This window comes from Micromonospora sp. NPDC001898, from assembly GCF_042891255.1.
Taxonomy (GTDB): domain Bacteria; phylum Actinomycetota; class Actinomycetes; order Mycobacteriales; family Micromonosporaceae; genus Micromonospora.
This window is the reverse complement of sequence record NZ_JBIATC010000017.1, coordinates 1-20964: the sequence shown is the minus strand read 5'-3', so window position 1 is coordinate 20964 and position 20964 is coordinate 1. Positions and strand designations below refer to the sequence as shown.

The window sequence follows — 20964 nt, the reverse complement described above, 5'->3', positions numbered from 1 at the left end:
GACGTACTCCTGCTCGGGGCCGATCTCGTCGTCGTGCCGCAGCTCGTCGGGACCTGCGGAGTGCCTTGACAAGCCGTCTCCCTAGTGACTATAATTGCATTCGGAACGGCAATTATCGCCGTTCCTTTTTTGTGCCTGAACTGCAAAAGATACCGTGCGACGACCTCTCCCACCAGCGATCGGTCGGGAACCACCGCCGCCGGGGACGGAGTCGTGCGGGATGTTGCTGGGTGCCGGTCAGCGCGTCGTCTTCATCGGGGACAGCATCACCGACTGCGGCCGGAGTGATGCCGCCGCCCCCTACGGCGTCGGGTACCCGAGTCTGGTCCGCGCGTTCGTCGACGCCCGGCACCCGGAGCGCGAGCTGACCTGGGTCAACCGGGGGATCAGCGGCAACACCGTCCGGGACCTGGCGGCCCGCTGGGACGCCGACGCGATCGGCGAGCGCCCCGACTGGCTCTCCGTGATGATCGGGATCAACGACATCTGGCGCGCGTTCGTCCCCGGCCGGGAGGCCGAGGCGGTACCGATCGACGAGTACGAGCGCACCCTGCGCACGCTGCTGCGCCGGGCCGTGGACGCCACGGGGTGCCGGCTGCTCCTCGCCGACCCGTTCCTCATCGAGGCCGACGTCGACGAGCCGCAGCGTGCCGAGACCGACCGGTACGCCGCCGTGGTGGCCGCCCTCGCGAAGGACTTCGACGCGGTGCACGTGGCCACCCAGGCGGCCTTCGACCGGGTGCTGCGGCACAGCCCGTCGGGCCGCTGGGCCGACGACCGGGTGCACCCGGGGCTGCCCGGCCACGCGGTCATCGCGGACGCCTTCCTGACCGCCCTGGCCGCCTGAGGCCCACCGGCCGCATCCCGGTCAGCGGCGGTCGGTGCACACCTGGCTGCTCCGGCCGACCGTATCCACGGACCACACCACCGCGACGGTGAAGCAGTAGTCGTCGGCCCGGTCCAGGCCGTAGACCAGCAAGCTCGTGCTGCCCGGCGGGAGGGTCTCGAACGCGCGGGGCTCCTGCCCGGACTGGCCCTTGGCGAGCACCACCGGCCCGGTCGCGCCGGCCGGGTACGTCCAGCGCAGCGCGATGTTGTCCCGGTTGTCCCGGACGGTGAACCCGCCCGGCGGGGTGCCGGGTGAGGCGGCGGCCCGGGGACTGGCCGACGCTCCGCCGGACGGTGCGCCGCCGGACGGGCCGCCGCCCGGGGCACCGGAGCCCGACGGGGCGGTGACCGAGGGCACCGGGCCGGGTGCCGGGCGGTCGACCCGGGCGACCCCGGCGATCACCGCCGCCGTGCCGAGCACCACCACGGTCACCCCGCCGAGCACCACGAGCGGGGTGAGCCGGCGCGGCGGGGGCGCGGGCGGGCGGGGGACCAGCACCGGGAGCAGCCGGGACCGGTCCTCCCGGGTCACGGGCGGATGCACGGCCCGTACCCCGGCCGGCTCGTCGGCGGCACCGGCCAGGCCGACGACCGTCGGGGGCAGCGAGTTCGCGGCCGGCCACCCCGGCTCGTCCGGCCACCGGTCGTCGTCCTCCGGGTACGGCCGGACGCCCCGCTCGTCGCCGTCCCGGGCCCGTCGATCGTCGTCGGCGTCGCGGGCCGGGGCGCCGGGCGCGGCGTGTTGCCTGACCCACGGATCGTCCCCGGCGGGGGCGTGGTGGGCCACCCCGTCCGGGGGCGTCCGGGGGGCGGGCACGGCCGGCGGGTACGGATCGTCCTCCGGCGGCCACGCCGTCTGGTACGTCGGTGGCCCCTCGGCGGCCGGCGGGACGCGGGCTGCCGGGACCACGGGTGTCTCCGCTGGCTCCTCCCCGTCGGCCGGGGACGTCCGCGCGCAGACGTGGTCGGGGTTGGCGGCGGCCCGGGCCAGGCCCGCCACCTGTACGGCGAGCGGGTCGTCCACGGCGAGGTGCTGCCGGCACAGCTCCCGGGCCAGGGCCAGGTGGTCGTGCGCCTCGGCGAACTTCCCGCAGTCGCGCTGCATCGCCCCGAGCCGGGCCAGCATCTTGATGCCGCTGGGGTGGCCGTCCCCGTAGACCTCCCGGTGCAGCTCCCAGGCGTCCTGCAACCGCTCCCGGGCTACCTCGCACTGGCCGTGGGCGTACTCGACGGTGGCCAGGTCGGCGTGGGCGGCCAGCACCCGCAGCGACTCCGGCCCGTCGGAGGCGGTCAGCTCGATGATGACGTCGGAGTAGAGCCGGGCGGCGCGGGCGTAGCTGCCGACCCGGTGCAGCACCGCGGCGAGGGTCGCCGCCGCCGAGACCGTACGCGGGTCTGAGGGGCTGTACAGCCGGCTCGTGGCCGCGTACGCGAAAGCGGCCCAGCCCCGCGCCGAGTGGGGCTCGCCCAGCGCGACTAGCACACGGGCCTGGAGGCCGGCGGCGTCGGCCAGCTCGGGGGAGGCGTGGTCGGGGCGCGGATCGGCGTCGCTCAGCGCGTCGGAGAGCAGCTGTTGCGCGCCGGCCAGGTCGCCGGCGGACACCAGGTGGTGCGCCTGGACGGTCAAATCACCGAAGGCGGAGGACACGCCCCATCGTGGCCGTCCCGCGACAATATGTACAACCCCCCGACTATCGCGATTCGGTCATCATCCGGCCAGGTGGTCGGCGAGCGTCTCGCTGATCCGGCGGAGCTGGTCCACCTGGGCGGGGCTGAGCGCGTCGAAGAGGTGCCGGCGCACCCCCTCGACGTGGCCGGGCGCGGCGGCGGCGAGTGCGGAATACCCGGCGTCGGTGAGCGCCGCGACCTGCCCGCGCCGGTCGGTCGGGCAGTCCTCCCGCCGGATCCAGCCGGACGCCTCCAGCCTCGCGGCGGCGTGTGAGAGCCGGCTGCGCGAGGAGCCGGTCGCGTCGGCCAGATCGCCCATCCGCAGCCGCCGGTCGGGCGCCTCCGAGAGCCGGACCAGGATCTCGTAGTACGCGTGCGGCATGCCCGCGTCGCGTTGCAGCTCGCGGTCGAGAGCGTCCATCAGCGCCCGGGTGGCGGCGACGTACGCCCGCCAGGTGCGTTGCTCGTCAGGGTCCAGCCAGCGGGTCATGGACACCAGCATAACCGAACTTGTTGAACGCTCAACCAAATCGCGCTAGCCTGGACGGCATGGGAATCCACCGGCTCAACCACGCCGTCCTCTACGTCTCCGACCTGGCCCGCAGCGTCGCCTTCTACCGTGACGTGCTGGGCTTCCGGGTCATCCCGATGGCCCCCGACGGGTTCCGGGGAGTGGCCTTCCTCCAGGCCGCCGGCTCCACCAACGACCACGACCTCGGCCTGTTCGAGCTCGGCCGGGCTGCCGGCCGCCCCACCGCAGGCCCAGCCACCGTCGGCCTCTACCACCTGGCCTGGGAGGTCGACACCCTCGACGAGCTCGCCGTCACCGCCGAGCGGCTGACCGCCGCCGGCGCACTGGTCGGCAGCACCGACCACGGCACCACCAAGAGCCTCTACGGGCAGGACCCGGACGGGCTTGAGTTCGAGATCGTCTGGCTGGTCCCGGCCGACCGGCTCGACGACGACGCCCTGGCCGCCCGCAAGCGGCTCGGCCGCCTCGACCTGGACCGCGAGCGGCAGCGCTACGGCGGTCAGACCCGCGGCGGGGTGGGTGTCTCCGTCCCGGCTTGACCGCCGGGGTGGGGAGCCGCGTCCCGGGCCGGTGGGGTAGAACGACAGCATGCCGACCGACACCGTCCTGCACGAGCTGCTCGCCCGACAGCTCGAAGCCTGGTTGCCCGCAGCGCTGCACCGCGCCCGGCGGGCCACCCTCGCCCTGGCGTACGCCGGGACCGACGCGGGGGGCGCGGACGCCGCGCTGCGGGCGGTGGCGGGCCTCGCCGACCGGCTGCGCGGGTTCCGGCTGACCATCCTGGTGCTGGCCGACGGCGACCAGGCGCTGCCGGCCCGGTTGGGCGCGATCGAGGCGACCCTGCCCGCCGAGGTGACCGTGCACGTCATGCCCGGCGACCCGGGGCGGCTGCCGGTGGCGCTCAAGGCGGCCGGGGCGGTGGGCGCGCCGCTGCTGACCGTGGCGCACGGCGCGGACCCGACGCCGGCCCTGCTGGCCGCCGCGCGGGCCGGCCGCCCGGCCGACCTGCTGCTGATCACCGGCCCCGGATCGCCCCTGCGGCCGGCGCTGGACGCGGCCGGCTTCCCGCTGGTCACCGAGGCCCACCTGGTCGCGGCGACCGCCCCGGCGGGGCCGCCGGCCGGCGGCCCCGCCGGGTGGCACGCGGCGTTCGCGACCTCGTCGGACCGCAGCCTCCAGGCGTTCAAGGACGCGCTCTGGGCGGTCGCCTCCGGGATGCGCCTGCTCGACCCGGCCGACCCGCAGGGGCGGCCCTTCGACGTCGTCGCGGAGCCGGACCCGGGACCGCTGGCCCGGGAACTGCTCGCCGAGCTCGACCGCCACGGCCCGGGTACGGTCACCGAGCTGCGCCGCCACGCCCTCACCGCCACGCCCTACCGGGCTGCCGACGCGACCCGGGCGGTGACCGGCCTGCTCGACTCGGGGGCGGTGACCCGCGACCCGGAGCACGGCCGGCTCGGCGGGGACGTGGTGATCAGCGCAGCCCCGGGTGGCGGCCCGGCTGCCTGAGCACGACGGACGCCGTGCCGTAACCGCGGCGGACCGTCCTGAGGCGGCACGTGGTGGGGGACGCTGCCGGGACGCCGAGCGGGGCGCCGACGTCAACGTCGGCGCCCCGCTCGAATCCGGGAGGTCAGGCCCGGGACTTGTCCTGCTTCCACGACAGCGGACCGGGCAGGTCGACGCGGTGCGCCTTGGCCCGCGAGTTCCAGGACCATCGGCCGATCTTGATGCTCCACGAGGAGAAGCCGTTCTCGGTGAAGTTCAGGATGATCGGGCCGTACTTCTTGCGCTTACGGAACATGAGGCCCATCGCGGGGCTCCCTTCGTCACCAATCGTCTGCCGTGTCGAGATCGAACATGCCCGAAACGACGATTCGCGAAACCTCTCCGGGTCCTCACTGGACTGTGTCACTGCTCGGCGCGACAATCTCTATCCAACGGATGGGTGTTACGGGGTGGTCAGTGCTGGTGGAAGCGATGTGCATCGGGTCGGGAGACGATGATCTCAACCTGTGGAAGGGCGTTGACCGGCCACGCGGGACGACGGCACGATGAGCACATGTCGCAGCGGGACGAGCCTCTCCTCACCGCCCGCGTGCACGTCGACCTGGTCCGGCACGCGAGCGCGCTCTGTTGAGCTGACCGGGCGGCCGGCCCGGCCCCCGTCACCGCGTCCCGTCCGCCCGTCCGCTCACGGCGGAGGGCGTGCCACCGCGTCCCGCCTGCCGGGGCGCGCTCCACCGATCGTGGACCCACCTCCTCCGTGGACAGATCAGGAGACAGCTGTGCCCCCATCCCCGCGTCCGCTTCAGCCCACCCCCCTCGCGCCCGCCCCACCCACCGTGGACCGGCCCGGGGCCGGCACCGTCGAGCTGTGCCCGGTCGACACCAACCTGCTCCGCGCCCTGCTGCGCCGGCAGGCGGCCACGGTCACCGTGGTCACCGCGCCGGGGCCCTCCACCGGCCGGGGACGCCCGTCGCTGCCGCCGGCCGGGTTCACCGCCACCTCGTTCACCTCGGTGTCGCTGGAGCCGCCGCTGGTGTCGTTCTGCCTCGCCCGGGCGTCGTCGAGCTGGCCGGTCATCGAACGCGCGGAGCACGTGGCCGTGCATCTGCTCGCGGCAGGGCAGCAGCAGGTGGCCCGCACCTTCGCCACCAGCGGCATCGACCGATTCGCCGCGCACCAGGGCTGGACGGCCGGCCCGTTCGGGGTGCCACTGGTCGACGGGGCCCTCGCGGTGCTGCTCTGCCGGGTGGTGCACCGGGTGACCGCAGGCGACCACACGATCGTCATCGCCGAGCCGCTGGCTCTCGGGTCGGGGGAGGACGGCAACCCGCTGGTGCACCACAAGGCCGGCTTCACCACCACGGTCGACCCGTGGGAGATCCCCGGCTGAGCGCGCCGGCCCGTACCGAGGGGTCAGGCGCCGGGGTCGACCCGCCGCCGGCCCCGCCCGCGCCGCAGCCGTCCGCGGGCGGCGGTCAGCGGGGTTCCCAGGCGTCGGGCGGGGCGATCAGCCGCCGCACGTGGCCCGGCAGCCGGCCGCTGGCCAACTCGGACAGGCTCACCTCGTCGACCACCTGCCGGACCGCCGCCCGGACGGCGACCCAGAGCCGGGGCAGGTTCTCCGCCGCCCCCTCGTAGCTGGTCTCCTCGGGACGCATTCCGCGCACGCCGGCCAGTGGGCCGTCGACGGCGCGCAGGATCGCCCCGATGGTGACCTCCTTCGGCGGCCGGGCCAGCGTGTAGCCGCCCTCGGCGCCCCGCTGGGCCCGGACCAGCCCGGCCCGGCGTAGGTCGGCCAGGACCGCCTCCAGGAACTTGCGCGGCATGTCCTGTTCCGCCGCGATGGCCTGGGTGGACAGCAGGGAAGGGTACGCGGTGGCGAGGCTCAGAGCCGCCCGTACCGCGTAGTCACCGCGCGCGGAGATCTGCACCCCCTCATCATGCCCGCCCCGCCCTGGCGGTTGGGTCGGTGGGCGGCCGGGGCCGGACGATCCGGCTCGCCGTCGACCCGTCCCGCCCGCCGCCGTGGCCCGCCGGACGCTCCCGCCCGTTGTGGTACGACGCCTGCTCGCGGTCTCGGTGGGGCGGTGCCGGCTCGCGGCCCTCGTGATCCCGCTGCGCCGGCCCGGTGGGCGTCGGCCGGCCCCGGGCCGCCCGGAACACCCCAGGGCTCACCCCCGCCTCGCGGGTGAAGAAGCGGCCGAAGTTGGTCGGCTCCGGGAAGCCCAGCCGGCGACCGATCCGGGCGATCGGCTCGTCGGTGGCGGCGAGCAGCCGGCTGGCCTCCAGGGCCACCCGTTCGTCGATCACCTGCTTCGCGCTGCGCCCGGTCACCGCCAGGCAGGCCCGGGTGAGGGTACGCACCGAACAGCCGATCCCGGCCGCGTAGTCCTCCACCCGGCGGGTGTGCTGGTAACCGCGCTCGATCTCCTGACGGAGCCGCCGGAATGTGGTGCTCTCGGCGCGCCGCTCGGCCTGCGCCGGGTTCGCCGGGTCGGCGTCCAGCAGCGTGAGCCGTAGCAGCAGCACGGCGAGCTGGTGACGGAGCAGGGCGCGGGCGGCGGGCACGTCCGGTTGCCGTCGCAGGTCCACCACGAGCTGGGTGACCTCGTTGAGCACCGCGTCCCCGTCCTCGCCGGCGAGCTGCCGGTGTGCCGGCACGTCGTCGCCGTCGCCGCCGAGGCGCGGGTCCTGGAGCAGGGCCGCGGGCGTCCAGCGCAGCACCACGGCGTCGAGCCGCCCCCCGGCGTAGCGCAGCGCCTGACCGGGGCGTACCCGCAGGAGGGTTCCGGGGCGGCAGGGCAGCGGCCGGAAGTCCAGCTCGGCGGTGCCGTGGCCGCCGGTGATCAGGACCACGAGGTCCGCGTCGAGCAGGACGGGGCGTCGCCACTCGGGGTCCGGGGCAAGGTCGCCGAGGGTGAGGGCGGCGATGCCGGTGGACCGGGCGGCGGGCTCGGCGCGGGGCGCGGGGGCGGGGCGGGCTGTCGCCAGGTCGGGGCGGGTCGACGCCTGGTCGGTGGGGGGTGCCGGGGAGGGCTGACCGGAGGGGACCATCGCTGCGACGGTAACCCGCGTCCGAGCAGGCCGCATCCCGACGCGGCCCGGGTCGCCCCGTCCCGCCCCGGCCCGGCGGCTTGTCGGGGCACGGCGACCCGGCTAGGTTACCGATCGGTAGCGTCGGGTCCGGCGGACCACCGGCGGCCCCCGAACGGCGATGGGATGGGCATGACGGATCTGTTCTCGGTCGAAGGCAAGAAGGTCCTGGTCACGGGCGGCTCACGGGGCATCGGGCTGATGATCGCCCGGGGCTTCGTACGGGCCGGCGCGGACGTGATCATCTCTTCCCGCAAGTCGGACGTCTGCGAGGCGGTGGCCGAGGAACTGTCCGCCGAGGGGCGCTGCGCGGCGATCCCCGCCGACCTGGGCCACGACGCGGGGGCGGAGGGCCTGGCCGCGGCTGTCCGGGAGCGGGTGGACCGGCTCGACGTGCTGGTCAACAACGCCGGGGCGACCTGGGGAGCACCGCTGGAGTCGTACCCGGAGACCGCATTCGACAAGCTCTGGGCGGTCAACGTCAAGGCCGTCTTCCGGCTCACCACGGCCCTGCTGCCGGCGCTGCGCGCGGCGGCCACCGACGACGACCCGGCCCGGGTGATCAACATCGGCTCGATCGACGGCATCCGGGTGCCGTCCATGGAGGTGTACGCGTACTCGGCCACCAAGGCGGCCGTGCACATGCTCACCCGTGGCCTCGCCCACCAGCTCGCGGGCGAACGGATCACCGTGAACGCGATCGCGCCGGGGCCCTTCGAGAGCAAGATGATGGCCTTCGCGCTGGAGAACCCGGCGGCCCGGGCGGCGATCGAGCAGCAGGTCCCGCTCGGCCGGATCGGGCGCCCCGAGGACATGGCCGGCACCGCGATCTACCTGTCGTCGCGGGCGGGGGCGTACCTGACCGGTGCGGTCATCCCCGTCGACGGCGGGATCACGACGCACGGCTGAGCGCGTACCCGACGCAAGGCGCGGCGCGTACCCACAGCAGCGGCCGGGGCCGCGCGGACTCGGCAGATCCGCGCGGCCCCGGCCGGCGTCGTGTCAGCGACCGGCGAGGAGCCGGTTCACCGCCGTGTCGACGTCCAGGTGCTCGGCCTCCCGGCCGCGCGGAACGACGACGTAGGTCCGCCGCAGGAAGCGCACCAGAACGCTGCGCGGCACCTCGAACAGGGCGTTGCCGTCCGGTGACGACAGCGCCAGCGCGACGAAGTCGCCGCGCGGGGTGGCCCACGGCCAGACCCGCACGTCGCCGATGCCGGCCGGCTCGTCCAGGCCGGTGACCAGCAGTTCGCGGGCGAACGACCAGCTCACCGCCTCGCCGCCGGCGGATTCGGCATGGAACAGGACATGGACCGCATACGGATCAGCAGGGTCGTAACGCAGGCTGGCACGCACCGGCAATGCGGTGGCGTCAGGCGCGACGAGCCTTAGCGACGTCTCGACCTCTACGGTCGTCGGTCGGATGACACTCATGGACGTTCTCCCCCCGGCACCGCTGCGGAACGCGCGTGTCCCGCTTTTCCCATACTCAGGTGCTACTCCTGGCTACGCTCCGCCATACGCTGACTTCACCCAGTGGTGGGAAGGGGGTCGGAAACGCCGCTAGAATGTGAAAATTCTTGTACGATATCCGGTTCTGCCCAGTGCGTGATCCCGCCCGGCATCGGGGTGGTTCAGACGTCGACTTACTCCGGTAACGTCCAGTGGTCCGATGGAGTGACGGGCCGGAGCGACACTGGAGGGCGAAATGGCTACGAACCGATCCTCAGTGGATGCGCCGGCTTGGTCCGGCCCCCCGAAGGGAGGGGTCCGAGCAGCCGAAAGGCGGGGGTACGCAGTGCCGAAGGATCAGCGCGGCCGGGGTGGCCCCGACGGCCCGGGGGCCGGGGGCGGGACGGCGGTCGCCGAGCGGCGCCGCGGGCGTTTCCGGCAACGGGTGGGCACCACCCTCGACCTGATCCGTTCCAACCCCACCGGCCGGGTCGCCCTCAAGATACTCATCTCCATCGCCGGCGCCCTCGTCGTCACCATCGGTATCGCCCTGATCCCGCTGCCCGGCCCGGGCTGGCTGCTGGTGATCGCCGGGCTGGGCATCTGGGCCGTGGAGTTCCACTGGGCCCGCCGGCTGCTCAACTTCACCCGCCGGCACGTGCAGGGCTGGACCCGGTGGGTCACCAGCCGGTCCCTGGCGGTGCGGTTCGTGCTCGGGTCCGTGGGTCTCGTCTTCGTCGCCGTGGTGGTCTGGCTCTCGCTCAAGTACAGCCTCGGCATCGACCTGCTGGCCCGGCTGCTGCACTACCTCGCGACGCACTGACCCCGGATTCGCGGTCCGGTCCCTCGATCGGGTAGAGTCAACGCCGCTGAGGGCGATTAGCTCAGTGGGAGAGCGCTTCGTTCACACCGAAGAGGTCGCTGGTTCGATACCAGCATCGCCCACCTTGAATATGCGCAGTTCAGAGGCCAGACCCGAGAAATCGGATCTGGCCTCTGATGCTTTTCCTTGCCCCGGTTGGGAGAAGTCGGGGAGATGATCTTTTGCGGCTGCTTCAGCGACCGGTCAGCAGCCGGTCAAGCACAGCCACGGGAGAGCCGGCCGCCATCATCTGTCGAGCCTGTAAGGCCGCCTCCCATAGGTCCGTCAGGCCGTCGATCAGTCTTGTCCGCATCACGGGTGTGACGTGGATGGAGTTGCCGAACGTTTCGGTCGTGGGGTGGTGGGGGTGGGATGCCATCCCGCCAGCCACCGACCCAGGCAAGCCGAGCAGACCAGGGCCAGGGTGACAAAGTCGTTCGTCCGGTAGGGCGCTCCACCTTGTCACCCTGGCCCTGGCCCGCTCCACGGTGTGTGGGTCGGCGGCAGACGGGATGGCAGTAAACGGTGAGGAGCATGCCGCATGACTATCCGACACTACGCCCCAAGAGCATTACCCTCTCGCAAGAGAAAGACGGCGAACCGAAGCTAGGAACAGGAGGATTGCCACCTGTGGGATCGAAGGTAAATTCCAACTCCGGTCCAGTTTCCACCATTCTGCCCCAGGCAGCCCCAGCGGCTACCATAATTAGCATTTCGATAAAGGGCGACTACGGAGTAGCTGGAACTAGTGCCACGGTTCCACATTGACTTTACGGTCGTAGTGTCAGCCCAAGAGCACGAGGTCGCTCCAGAAGTCCAGTCGTTATCAGCGTCAGACCAATTGCATCGAGACCCAGTTCCGTTGTCTCCAGACCAGACACATAGATCACCAACGGGGCAGTCCCAAGCTACATTAGTGCCAGATCCTGCGTCAGGGTTGGCGCGGGCCGTGCCAGGAAACCCTGCCATGATCAGCGCCAATGACGCGACGGCGGATATGGCGATCCTTCTGATGTAACTCATGAAGCTCCTCTCGCTGACCATATGCGAGCGATACAGCATCACAGATGGTCAAAAGATTGACGTTAGCGAATATATTACACGTCGCGGCGCTTGGCAAGCTTGGCTTGCCAAGCGGGCATCGCCCTCCTGTCAAGGAGGCCTCTGTGTGGAACTAATCGCAAAAAAACCTAGGATCGCGCGTCCATGTCGCGGTGGGCGGATCGTGAAGCCAAACGGGACGGGCGCAAGGGCGCGAGACCAATGGCTGTACAGCCATCCGTGCAGCCAAGCCGGCCGACGGACCCAGTCCGAGACTGGCGGCAGGCGACAGGGCGAGCAGGTCAGCAGCAGTCACCGACGCCAACCGACAGCAGTCGTGATCTTTGCAAGGCAGAGGCAGCGCGGAAGCAGCGAAAGGGCCACCAGTCGCTGACGATGCCCGACGCTGGCCGGCATGACGGTCACGCTCAGCGGCGCCAGACGGCAGCGGCTGACAGGCGATGGTGCGCCCTGTCGGCGTTCACACCGAAGAGGTCGCTGGTTCGATACCAGCATCGCGCACCTTGAATATGCGCAGTTCAGAGGCCAGACCCGAGAAATCGGATCTGGCCTCTGATGCTTTTCCTTGCCCCGGTTGGGAGAAGTCGGGGAGATGATCTTTTGCGGCTGCTTCAGCGACCGGTCAGCAGCCGGTCAAGCACAGCCACGGGAGAGCCGGCCGCCATCATCTGTCGAGCCTGTAAGGCCGCCTCCCATAGGTCCGTCAGACCGTCGATCAGTCTTGTCCGCATCACGGGTGTGACGTGGGTGTACCGGGCCTGTACCGACCCGTCCGTGTGCCCCATCCGTTCGTCCGCGAGCTTCCCAGGTGTACCCAGCTCCTCCATGAGTGTCCTGTGGGTATGTCGCAGACCGTGCGGGGTTAGTCCCGGGGCGACAGGCAGCCAACATGCGTCCGCGCGTCCGGCCGCGTTGCGACCTCGCACCGGGATACCCGGCCACGGCTCACCGAGCACCGGCACCGGCCGCGCTATCAGGTGGCCCTTCTTCGGGTACCAGCCAGTCACTGCCGGTTGAAACAGCCAGGTGGCGAAGTTGGTCCGACGCCAATGCGCGGCAAGTTCTCCTGACGCGCCACCGCGCACGTAGCCGAGATCTGCAATGGCAGTCATGATCCGAGAGCGGGTGACCTCGTTGACGACCTCCGGATGATTGAGCGCAGCCGACGCGGTTGCGGGGGAGGCGCCCGCCCGGCGAGCAACGTCTACCAGGGTCGCCCCAGGCCGACGTGCCGCCCCCTTAGGAGGCCGGTGACCACTGAACACGTACGTCAGGCCATGGCAGCTACATGGCTTCGGCCGGGTCCGGGCAAGATGCTCCGACACCAGCCGCCCCAGCCATTCTGGAGTATCAATTTGGCGGTGAGAATCGTCCTTTGGTGGACAACGGTGAAGTTCACCCGAGTCGAGTTCGTAAAGCTGCCACTCGACCCGAATCGAGGCCGGGCGAACATGTCCAGTCTCCAGCCCTACCAGCTCACCCCAGCGCATGCCGGTGAATCCCTTAGTGACGATAGCAACAAATTCGTCGTCCCGACCGGACAACAGTGCAGCCCGTTCCGCGATAAGCAGTATCCCTAATGCTGTGGTTATCGTCTTCTCTGGACCACGGCTACGGGATCGCCCAGCTCTCTTTCCTCGCCCGCGCCGCCGAGACGCCGGATTGGAGTCTCGTAATCCTTCCTCTACCGCGTCGGCCAGAATCAGATGCAGCGTCGCCCGCCAGGTCCTGATGCTCGATTCGGCGTAGCCAGTCGCCCGTTCCTTCTTTTCCCATGCGGCGATATCTACAGGCAAGATTTCTGCCATGGCCGTCTGCTCGAACTTTGGCAACAGATGTTCTTCAATGTGTCGGCGGTAATTCTGCATGGTCGACGCGGCAAGATCTTGCGCCCCGTACCAGCGGTTAACGTACTCCCCGAACGTGATCCGACCCGCCGCCGGGTCGCGTCGATTTCCAGCCCGAGACTGCGCCTCGGCATCGTTGGCGGCCTGTTCGGCTTCGCGCCGGGTGCGGAAGCGCACCGTGGCCCCAGTGTCGTCGGTGACAGCGGGGTACTTACCGGACGCGGCCTTATAACGGGCGCGCCAGTAGTCGCCGCGCTTTTCGGCGTATCCCATCCTCGGCTGTTTCCTTCCTGTCTGTTTCTATGCGGCGGTTGAAAGGGCCTGGCGGGCACGGCGCGGAGCACGGGCACTGAGACGGATGACCGGCCCGCCTTCCTGTGTGGCCGGGGGCGTGACGACCCGGTCGGCTCGACGGGCTGAAGCAGAGGTGTCGAGCGCTTCGACCTCAAAGCGGCGGGCAATCGCCACGATGTGTTCTTCGGTAAAGCGGTAGCTGCCGCCGATCCAGCAGTACGGGACGCGCCGTCGTCGGGCCTGTTCCTTAACCCACCACTGCGAGCAGCGCAGCCGTTCGGCCACCTCCGACGGCCGGTACAGGGTTAACGGCACCGATCTAGAAGCATTCACGTCTGTTGTCCTTCTCTCGCCGGGGTTGCTTTCGTCTGTCGTGCGGCTCGGATGCGGTCGCTTATTGCGGTGGCGAGTTCGAGTTGTTCGCGGCTGTCGTAGCCGATGCCGAGGATCTGCCAGTCGTTGACCACGATCACGTCGGTGTCTTCGGGTAGGCCGGCGTCGGTGAGCGCGGTCTGAATCTGGTGCGCGCGGCGTTCAGCCCGGAGGTTCTTGAAGGTGGTGGAGTAGATGCGTGACTTGGTGAGGAAGTGTCCTCGGAAGCCGAGCATGTGCGCCCAGTGGCGGAGCTTGAGTTCGGCGTACTGGTCGAGGCCGCCGAGGTTCCATGCGGTTTGGATCATGGCTCGGTGGTGGGCGGATACTTGTAGTCGGTCGATGTGTGTCTGTGAGCGGATGCGCCGGTCTCCGGTCTCGGTGGCGCCGGTGCCTTTGGTGGCGTACTTGGCGATGTAGCCGGCAAGCCTGGTGTCTTTGACGACCTGGGTGCCGTCGTCGTCGCCGTCGGGGATGTCGATGTCGGTGGCGGTGATGTCCTTGACATCGACCTGCGTGCCCCAGCCGAGGGGCAGCGGGGTTCCGTCGGGACGTTCGGTGTCGACCTGGACGGAGGAAGCCGCGGTACGTACCGCGTCGGCCAACACGTCGGGGGTGAGCCACACCGGGGGCGACGAGTCCGGACCGGACGGTCCGTCGGCGCGGACGACGGCGTGGAAGTGGACCAGGCCGCGCCGCTGGTACTCGGCGACCTTGGCGTAGGAGATCCGTAGGTGTGCGCCGGATTCGCGGACGGTGAGGCCACCGGCGGCGGCGACGGCCCGGCGTAGGGCGATGGTGAACCGGTGCCAGAGTTTGCCGCTGTGTGCCTGCCACAGCACGGCGCCGGGGTAGTCGTAGGTGTCGGGGTCGAGGGGCGTGCCGAGCAGCGGATGCCCTTCGGGGTGCCAGCGCCCGCAGGAGCACGGCCGCTTACCCGGCCGGGAGTGCACCCGCCCAAAAGATGGCGCGGTGAGAGTGACGAACAGGCGGGTAGACCGGGCCACGGTGTCGGGGACGCCTTTGCCGCCGGACATGCCCGCGTGGATCAGGTGCCAGGCGTCGGCGGCGTACCGTTCGGCGCAGGTCGGACAGACGGCGGCGCGGCGGGTGCCGCAGGACGCCCATACCCGGCCCTGCCGAGACGCGATCAGGTCTCCGGTGCCCATGTGTCGGACCTCGAACTTGCCGACCAGGCGGACGGGCTGTAGGCAGCCCTGGACGCTCTCGACGCCGGCCCGCCATTCCCGGTAGGCCGGGGAGCGCATCCACTGAGTCAGCGCCGCTTCGGCGTCGTATGCCGGCCGGTGGTGAGGTTTCGATGTCATCGGACGCTCCGTAGGTGGCGGGTGCGGGCACCGGCACGGGTGCCGGGGTCTTCACATCCGGGGTGGCGGTCGAATGCCTGTGGGTCGCCGTCGCGGCCGACGCGGGCGGCGGGGTCGAGGGGCCAGCCGCAGCCGGCCGCGCACATGACGTTTCCGGGACGGAGTGCGCGGACGGCGGCGTCTGGGTTGATGGGGCGCTTCATCGGGCGATGGCCGGGGTGAACCGGTCGGCAACCCGCGCCGCGATCGACAGTGGCAGCCGGGTGGCCTGCTGGATGTCAGCAGCGGTCACCGGCCGGTCCAGGTCGTCGACGAGGCGCCGGATCTGGGCTTGCATCGCGATCGGGATACCCAACCCGTCCAGGGCCGGAGGCCTCACCGCAGCGGTGTTGCTTTCCGGTGCTTCCTCCACCACCGGAGCCGGAGCCGGGGCGGGAGGTTCCGCGAAGCCGGCCGGCATGGTCACCGGAGCCGGAGCCGGAGCCGGGGCCGGGGCCGGGGCCGGGATCGGGGCGGGTGCAGGTTCCGGAGCGGGCGCCGGAGTCTTCGTAGGAAGGGCGATAGCGCGGCGTGCCTGGGTGCAGCGTGCTTGCACGATTGGCATGACCTCGGCCAGGAAGAACACGAGGATCGGGACCATGAAGTGGGCGGCGAGCATGCCCGCGCTGATGCCGCCTTCGCGGGGGAACAGGGCAGGGATCACGTTCATGACGAGGGTGGAGCCGAGGAGGAACCGTTTCAGCCAGTCGACGGCCTTGGAGTCGATGTCGATGCCCCGGGCGATCATCGCGGCTTCCCAGCGGAGCATCGTGATCAGGATGCCGACGAGGCAGGGTTCTACGCCCCAGCAGCCCCACCACACCGGATCGGCGGGGGTGAGGTGCCCGGCTAGGAAGTCCTGTACGCCGGTGGTGGTGAACACCGACCCGATTGCCAGGAACAGCCACAGGCACCGGGTCACGCTCACCCGCAGTCGTTCGATGTCGACAATGTCGAGGGCGGTGTCTTGCTCCAGGTCGTGAAGCTGCCGGGCCACGTCGAGGCGCTTGCTCAGCTTGCGGACCGGACGCGGCGCCCGTGGCGTGCTGTCGCTGTTTCCGTTGCGGCGCACGGCAATCACCCCGCAACCGTGGTGGTGAGTTCGGTGTGCGGCCAGCCCGCGACCCGCACCAACTCGGCAATGTCGGAGTCGTCGCAGTACGCCGCCCGCACCCGCATCGGGGTCCGCGACCGCTGCTTCACGACGAACCCGATCCCCGCCGAGCCCGGCACGTTCGGGATCTCGTCAGCGAGAGCGCCCCGGCGGCGCATGTCCTCACCGAGGACCATGTCCACGTGTCCGGCCGACGTAGCGCGCAGGCATACCCGCAGGCTGAACAGGTCCCGCTGAGGGATCACGTCCTTGGTGGGCTCTTGGAGGGCGCCGATCACGCTGCCGCCCAACGCCCGGGACTGCGACAGGATCAGCGGCAACACCGCCTGGACGCCCCGGGTCAACGACCGATCGCCGTAGCCGGTCACCGCCCCCAACTCGTCGACGATCAGCAGATCCAGGGGAGTTTCGCGGGACATCTCGAAGGTTCGCCGGCCCTGTTCGGCCAAGACCTTCTTCCGGCCCTGCATGGTCTCCCAGAAGGCGCCCATCACCTCGACGATGTCGGCGTCGGTCTCGGCGTACCGGTACGACACCGGCCGCAGGGCGTTCAACTCGGTGCCCTTGGGGTTGATCACGTGCACCCGCACCAGGCCGTCACGGATCAGCGGAGCGCACGCCCGCAACGCCATCCAGGTAACCGAGTTTTTCCCCGACCCGGTGGCCCCGCCGACGAGCCAGTGTTGCCCGATCAGCGGCGCGTGCCAGTCGGTGCCGTGTTCGGTCTCGCCCAGGTACACCCGGCCGAGGCTGACCGCGTCGGCGTCGCCCGGCAGACCCGGCGGGACGATCACAGTCGTGAACGGCTCGGACCGCTGCACGATCAGCGCGATGACCTGCGGCCGGACCCGCTCCACCCCGACCCGCTCTGCCTTGAGCGCGACGGCCAGGGCGTCGGCGGCTTCCTCCCACAGCTTCGGCGTCTGCCCGAGGAGGAGACGCACGTACACCGTTTCCGTCGAGGGCGAGTGCGACCGGATGCGGATGATCCGGGGGACGTTGATCACGCCCGTGACCCGGTGCACCGTGACCAGGTTGCACGCCTCGGTCACCCGGCTCCACCACGGCCCGAGGTAGGACCGGGACAGCCACCGACGACGAGCCGCCCGCAACTGCGGCGCCGCCACCGTCGACCACGAGTCGGGGTGACCCCGGTACCAGCCCACACCGGCCGCGATCGCACCCGCCACCACACCGCCCGTGGTCACCGGCCCGAGCTGCGCCACACCGGCAGCGACAGCGGCCGGAGCAGCCACGAACCCCGGGTGACGCGCGGCCCAACCCGCAACCCGCCATTCCCACCCCTGAGTACGCTTACCCATTTCCTACACCCACCTTCACCATTGATTAGCAATTAGTGATGTCGTGTTTTGGGCAAACGGAAGGCCCGGATCGGATCACCAATCCGGGCCTTCCGTTGAACCTGTCTGTCAGCGCACCGCGTCGAACATCTGCTTCGCGCGGCTCGTGGCCTGCTTCGCTTCCCGCGTCTCCTCCATCCACGGGGTAGCCTCTTCGAGCAGGACCAGCAGCACCGCCACCGACCTACGAAGGTCGTCGTAGTGCCGCATGTACCGGTGCCGTTCCGGCATTCCCTTCATCGACCCGCGCATCAAACGCATCGCCCGATCGATCCCGTCGTACGTGTCGCTAATCTGGTACGACATCAGCTCACCTTCCACGGCTTGGCGACCAGGTCAGCTTCGTACGTCTTCACCCGCGTGTGGAACGCCCGCAGCGCTTCCACCGCCTGCTTGTGCGCCTCCTCCAACTCCTCGATCCGGGCCGAGTACTGGTACAAGGTCCCCGGCGGCGGCTCACACGCTCTGATCAGGCTCTTCGCCCCGTCCAGCAGCATCGCCAGGCCCTGCACGTTGCCCACCAACGCCTCATACCGGCCACGCCCGGTCCACACCTTCACGATCTCCGGCACCAAACTCACACGCCGCCCCTTCCGGTCTCTTGACCCACACAGTCGGTAGGCACCACCCGCCCCCGGAAAGGCGCTCCAAGGGGGCGAATAGAAACCACCGACCGGCGGCTACTCCCGACCGGACAGACGCCACACCCGACGCCACCGACGCCCCTCACGACGAATCAACCCGACGTTCAGAGAAACCGACAGCAACAACAGCCCGATAAGAATCAGTTCGAAGTCCGACATGACAACCTCCTTTCGAATCACGAAAACGAAATGCAACCTGTTTTAGGCAAGGTTCTATCCACTGTGGAATTCTCAAAGAACAAGCCGCCCGGGGATGGGGCCAATACAGACCGCATTCCCGGCGAAAGCGCCCCGACCCGACTCGAACGGGTCACCCACCAGAAAGGGGCGGGGTCGAAGACTCCTACCTCAGCGCGTGACCGGCTTGACGCCCTGCGCCTTCCACGACAGCCCCGACCGGCCCTCGTTCTCCCAGTGCGACACCGTCGGCGCGATCAGCTCCACCAACTCACCCTCCTCGACCGGACCCGGGTTGGCCGCCAGCGTGACCTTCAGCTCCTCACCCCTGCCCCGGTAGCCGTCCTCAGTCGCCAGGGGCTTCGCGAACACCGCCACCACGTACAGCGGGTCATCGGTCCCGTACGCCGTCTTCACCTTGCCGTCCTGATCCGTCTTGATCGACGGCTCCTCCACCACCCGCAGCTTGAAGCCAGCCAGGTTCACCGGGATGTTCCGCATCTCTTGCTCTCCTCTGTCTCTTCGCGCTTGTGTCGTTCCTGCGACTACTGGGCACTTAGACCCGGTCCGTCGTCGCCGCCCGATGTAACAGAGCGGATCAGCTCGGATCAGAGGCTAACAGGTTGATTCAGAGTGAGTCAACAGATACACTCAGTTCCACGGAAGTTGGCCGCTGACCTGCGAAAACGACACTGCGGGGGTTGGCTCGCACAGCCTTCGTGACCGTCAAGTCCCCATCGAAAAGGAGCCCTCGATGAACACCCAGTCGGATCCACCGGAGGAGCTACAGCGCGGGACGGCCGCGCTCGTGATCGCACGGGCCATCCGGAACGACATCGAGTCCGGAAGGCTGGTGCATGGGCGACAGCTCCCCGGCACCAGGAGCCTTGCCGAGTCCTGGAACACCAGCGTCGCCACGATCAATCGAGCGATGGCGATGCTTGCCGAGGAGGGGCTTGTGATCAACCGGGCGCGCTCAAGCAGGATCGTGCACAACCCCGCAGCGGAGACGGACCGGCGAGGCCCCCGCGTGATCCTGGTTGGAGGCTATCCAGGCTCGGGGAAGACAGAGCTGGGGCGCATCATCGCTCGCCAAACAGGCTGGGCGATCCTCGATAAAGACACAACGACCCGCCCCGTGGTTGAGGCCGCGCTTGAGCACTTGGGACACTCCCCGCATGATCGAGAGTCAGAGACGTATCTGACGATCATCAGGCCCGCCGAATATGAGGCCCTGATGGCGACCTTGGACGAGAACTTGCAGTGCGGTGCGTCGGTAGTCGTGACCGCGCCCTTCCTAAGGGAACTAAACGATCAGGCGTGGTGTGATCGACTTGCCGCTACCGTGGCAGCCCACAATGGAAGTCTTCAAGTCGTCTGGGTCTACTGCGACGCCCTCACCATGCACACCTACATCCGTCGTCGTGGCGCTGCCCGAGATGAATCCAAGCTTGCAAAGTGGAACGAGTACGTCGGTCTACTTGACCTCGCGTTCGCGCCGAAGGTGCCGCATGCCCGAGTCGACAACTCCGCTGGCGCAAGGCCACTTCAGGAGCAAGCGAAAGAGCTGCTCGGCAAGGTGGCTGCACTGTGAGACAAGGCCTAATCCTCTACGGCGCTCCCGCAACCGGAAAAGACACAGTTACTGCTGAGCTAGTCAGTCGGTACCCACGCTTCGCGCACTTCCACCGGTTAAAGTGTGGCCCGGGAAGGACAAGCGGATATCGGATGATCAGCCCAGATCAGGCAGACCATCTACGGCAGGCACGCGGGGCGGTTCTGTGGGAGAACACCCGATACGGCGCAACGTACTTCGTTGACCGGGTTGGGCTTGAACGGTTATGGGACTCAGGCCGAGTGCCAGTCGTACATCTTGGTCAGATCGAGGCGATTGAAGCTGTAGTTGGCGGCACCGAGGCGAAGTGGACTGTAGTTGAGCTGTACGCCCGGCCAGCAGTACTTGGCAGGCGTATCCAGTCGCGAGGCACTGGAGATGAAGGCCGACGTCTTGCGGCTGCCGAGCAAACGCTTCGCCTGCCGGCCGCAGACATGCGAATCGACACCGAGGCTGTATTGATTAGTGAAGCGGCAAATCTAATCGATCGATTTATGCATGATTGCCCGCCAACGTCTGATTCAGCAGCAGTGTTGCGTCGGACGTCGACGGGCAATCGAATTCAGAGCTTTGGAAACCTCGAATTATAGTCATTATTCAATTGGTTGATCGATCGGGCAAGACCTAATTTGGGAATTATCCCATTCGCACCTGACCCTTCTGACGCAAGCTGGGAAAGCTGATCGGCCAGGTCCTGATAGTGCTGAATCAGCACCCGAAGCCTTCCGCGATCACGTCGGTTAATTGCCAGGGCATCGTCTATTCGATCGACCGTATCGGAATCGGAATCGGGCTTTACTGACATTCGCTGATTATGTAGTTCGAGAAATTTGGGAAGAACTTTTCTGTGATCGTCCTCAAACCTGTCGGCGAGAAATTGGGATTTCTCCGAAAGGGCCAGCAACCGGGCCGGTGTTATCGAGAAGTCTGGGGGTTCACCTATTTCGATAACGCTGGCGACTTCACGGAGAGTGTCGTCGCTAACCTTCATCTTCAAATGCTTTGAAGCATGAGCCCTTTTCATCGTGGGTTTCGGCTGGTGTGGATGTGATGTAGGACGAGGATGGCCTGGACGATCGCGGTGGCGCGTCGAGGGCAGCAGCGGA

The 20964-nt window shown here is 69.1% G+C and carries 26 protein-coding genes and 1 tRNA gene; 9 read left to right on the top strand and 18 right to left on the bottom strand.

Annotated features, from left to right (window positions below):
- The first annotated feature begins 220 nt into the window (after positions 1–220).
- A complete protein-coding gene (locus ACFYZF_RS25570) occupies positions 221–847 on the top strand; it encodes an SGNH/GDSL hydrolase family protein (protein ID WP_387024856.1) in 627 nt (208 codons plus the stop codon).
- Positions 848–868: 21 nt separating this feature from the next.
- Here the strand turns inward: ACFYZF_RS25570 and ACFYZF_RS25565 are convergent, their stop codons facing one another.
- A complete protein-coding gene (locus ACFYZF_RS25565; RefSeq protein WP_387024854.1) occupies positions 869–2536 on the bottom strand; it encodes a tetratricopeptide repeat protein in 1668 nt (555 codons plus the stop codon).
- A 60-nt stretch (positions 2537–2596) separates the two neighbouring features.
- Positions 2597–3058 (bottom strand): MarR family winged helix-turn-helix transcriptional regulator, encoded by a 462-nt coding sequence (locus ACFYZF_RS25560; protein WP_387024852.1) that lies wholly within the window; start codon positions 3056–3058, stop codon positions 2597–2599.
- A 47-nt stretch (positions 3059–3105) separates the two neighbouring features.
- On the opposite strand from ACFYZF_RS25560, the gene ACFYZF_RS25555 reads away from it, so the two are divergent.
- Positions 3106–3627 carry a VOC family protein gene (locus ACFYZF_RS25555; RefSeq protein WP_387024850.1) on the top strand — a complete coding sequence of 174 codons (522 nt, stop codon included), beginning with the start codon at positions 3106–3108 and terminating at the stop codon, positions 3625–3627.
- Positions 3628–3676: 49 nt separating this feature from the next.
- Positions 3677–4597, top strand: coding sequence for a hypothetical protein (locus tag ACFYZF_RS25550; RefSeq protein WP_387024849.1), 921 nt, complete (start codon positions 3677–3679; stop codon positions 4595–4597).
- 124 nt (positions 4598–4721) lie between these two features.
- On the opposite strand, the gene ACFYZF_RS25545 is transcribed toward ACFYZF_RS25550, so the two are convergent.
- Positions 4722–4901, bottom strand: a complete 180-nt coding sequence (locus ACFYZF_RS25545; RefSeq protein WP_007075522.1) for a DUF4236 domain-containing protein — start codon at positions 4899–4901, stop codon at positions 4722–4724.
- A 189-nt stretch (positions 4902–5090) separates the two neighbouring features.
- Here ACFYZF_RS25545 and ACFYZF_RS25540 point away from each other — a divergent pair, with 189 nt between their 5' ends.
- Both ACFYZF_RS25540 and ACFYZF_RS25535 read left to right on the top strand, forming a co-directional pair.
- Positions 5091–5228, top strand: coding sequence for a putative leader peptide (locus tag ACFYZF_RS25540; protein WP_387024847.1), 138 nt, complete (start codon positions 5091–5093; stop codon positions 5226–5228).
- Between the two features lie 205 nt (positions 5229–5433).
- Complete coding sequence (locus tag ACFYZF_RS25535) at positions 5434–5988, top strand: flavin reductase family protein (protein WP_387024962.1); 555 nt, start codon at positions 5434–5436, stop codon at positions 5986–5988.
- An 85-nt stretch (positions 5989–6073) separates the two neighbouring features.
- Here the strand turns inward: ACFYZF_RS25535 and ACFYZF_RS25530 are convergent, their stop codons facing one another.
- Together ACFYZF_RS25530 and ACFYZF_RS25525 are read right to left on the bottom strand one after the other, a co-directional pair.
- Positions 6074–6529 (bottom strand): RrF2 family transcriptional regulator, encoded by a 456-nt coding sequence (locus ACFYZF_RS25530; RefSeq protein ID WP_387024845.1) that lies wholly within the window; start codon positions 6527–6529, stop codon positions 6074–6076.
- Between the two features lie 7 nt (positions 6530–6536).
- Positions 6537–7652, bottom strand: coding sequence for a helix-turn-helix domain-containing protein (locus ACFYZF_RS25525; protein ID WP_387024843.1), 1116 nt, complete (start codon positions 7650–7652; stop codon positions 6537–6539).
- A gap of 171 nt (positions 7653–7823) precedes the next feature.
- On the opposite strand from ACFYZF_RS25525, the gene ACFYZF_RS25520 reads away from it, so the two are divergent.
- Positions 7824–8600, top strand: coding sequence for an SDR family oxidoreductase (locus ACFYZF_RS25520; RefSeq protein WP_387024841.1), 777 nt, complete (start codon positions 7824–7826; stop codon positions 8598–8600).
- 93 nt (positions 8601–8693) lie between these two features.
- Here ACFYZF_RS25520 and ACFYZF_RS25515 read toward each other — a convergent pair whose 3' ends face one another.
- The gene (locus ACFYZF_RS25515; protein ID WP_007457244.1) at positions 8694–9125 is read right to left on the bottom strand and encodes an SsgA family sporulation/cell division regulator; all 432 of its coding nucleotides are present in this window, start codon (positions 9123–9125) and stop codon (positions 8694–8696) included.
- A 295-nt stretch (positions 9126–9420) separates the two neighbouring features.
- Here ACFYZF_RS25515 and ACFYZF_RS25510 point away from each other — a divergent pair, with 295 nt between their 5' ends.
- Complete coding sequence (locus tag ACFYZF_RS25510) at positions 9421–9966, top strand: TIGR02611 family protein (RefSeq protein WP_387024960.1); 546 nt, start codon at positions 9421–9423, stop codon at positions 9964–9966.
- A 50-nt stretch (positions 9967–10016) separates the two neighbouring features.
- Positions 10017–10088, top strand: a tRNA-Val gene (locus ACFYZF_RS25505).
- 523 nt (positions 10089–10611) lie between these two features.
- Here the strand turns inward: ACFYZF_RS25505 and ACFYZF_RS25500 are convergent.
- The 10 genes from ACFYZF_RS25500 to ACFYZF_RS25455 all read right to left on the bottom strand — a co-directional run bounded on the left by ACFYZF_RS25500 (position 10612) and on the right by ACFYZF_RS25455 (position 18744).
- A complete protein-coding gene (locus ACFYZF_RS25500; protein WP_387024958.1) occupies positions 10612–10974 on the bottom strand; it encodes a peptidase inhibitor family I36 protein in 363 nt (120 codons plus the stop codon).
- Positions 10975–11678: 704 nt separating this feature from the next.
- Complete coding sequence (locus ACFYZF_RS25495; RefSeq protein ID WP_387024839.1) at positions 11679–13187, bottom strand: LacI family DNA-binding transcriptional regulator; 1509 nt, start codon at positions 13185–13187, stop codon at positions 11679–11681.
- A 27-nt stretch (positions 13188–13214) separates the two neighbouring features.
- The gene (locus tag ACFYZF_RS25490) at positions 13215–13541 is read right to left on the bottom strand and encodes a helix-turn-helix domain-containing protein (protein WP_387024837.1); all 327 of its coding nucleotides are present in this window, start codon (positions 13539–13541) and stop codon (positions 13215–13217) included.
- Positions 13538–14848, bottom strand: a complete 1311-nt coding sequence (locus tag ACFYZF_RS25485) for a replication initiator (protein WP_387024956.1) — start codon at positions 14846–14848, stop codon at positions 13538–13540. The genes ACFYZF_RS25490 and ACFYZF_RS25485 overlap by 4 nt, the downstream gene beginning before the upstream one ends.
- A 259-nt stretch (positions 14849–15107) precedes the next feature.
- Positions 15108–16025 carry a hypothetical protein gene (locus tag ACFYZF_RS25480; RefSeq protein ID WP_387024954.1) on the bottom strand — a complete coding sequence of 306 codons (918 nt, stop codon included), beginning with the start codon at positions 16023–16025 and terminating at the stop codon, positions 15108–15110.
- Positions 16025–17113, bottom strand: coding sequence for an FtsK/SpoIIIE domain-containing protein (locus tag ACFYZF_RS25475; protein ID WP_387024952.1), 1089 nt, complete (start codon positions 17111–17113; stop codon positions 16025–16027). Before ACFYZF_RS25475 ends, ACFYZF_RS25480 begins: the two co-directional genes overlap by 1 nt.
- Before the next feature lie 378 nt (positions 17114–17491).
- Positions 17492–17728: a hypothetical protein gene (locus ACFYZF_RS25470; RefSeq protein WP_387024835.1), complete on the bottom strand. Its 237-nt coding sequence runs from the start codon at positions 17726–17728 to the stop codon at positions 17492–17494.
- The gene (locus ACFYZF_RS25465; protein ID WP_387024833.1) at positions 17728–18003 is read right to left on the bottom strand and encodes a hypothetical protein; all 276 of its coding nucleotides are present in this window, start codon (positions 18001–18003) and stop codon (positions 17728–17730) included. Before ACFYZF_RS25465 ends, ACFYZF_RS25470 begins: the two co-directional genes overlap by 1 nt.
- A 99-nt stretch (positions 18004–18102) precedes the next feature.
- Positions 18103–18225: a hypothetical protein gene (locus tag ACFYZF_RS25460; protein WP_350708505.1), complete on the bottom strand. Its 123-nt coding sequence runs from the start codon at positions 18223–18225 to the stop codon at positions 18103–18105.
- A gap of 189 nt (positions 18226–18414) precedes the next feature.
- The gene (locus ACFYZF_RS25455) at positions 18415–18744 is read right to left on the bottom strand and encodes a hypothetical protein (RefSeq protein WP_387024831.1); all 330 of its coding nucleotides are present in this window, start codon (positions 18742–18744) and stop codon (positions 18415–18417) included.
- Between the two features lie 253 nt (positions 18745–18997).
- Here ACFYZF_RS25455 and ACFYZF_RS25450 point away from each other — a divergent pair, with 253 nt between their 5' ends.
- Positions 18998–19837, top strand: a complete 840-nt coding sequence (locus ACFYZF_RS25450; protein WP_387024829.1) for an AAA family ATPase — start codon at positions 18998–19000, stop codon at positions 19835–19837.
- Positions 19838–20091: 254 nt separating this feature from the next.
- Here the strand turns inward: ACFYZF_RS25450 and ACFYZF_RS25445 are convergent, their stop codons facing one another.
- The gene (locus ACFYZF_RS25445) at positions 20092–20268 is read right to left on the bottom strand and encodes a hypothetical protein (protein ID WP_387024827.1); all 177 of its coding nucleotides are present in this window, start codon (positions 20266–20268) and stop codon (positions 20092–20094) included.
- Between the two features lie 152 nt (positions 20269–20420).
- Positions 20421–20964, bottom strand: a 544-nt coding sequence (locus ACFYZF_RS25440) for a hypothetical protein (RefSeq protein ID WP_387024825.1), incomplete at its 5' end; no start/stop codon positions are given.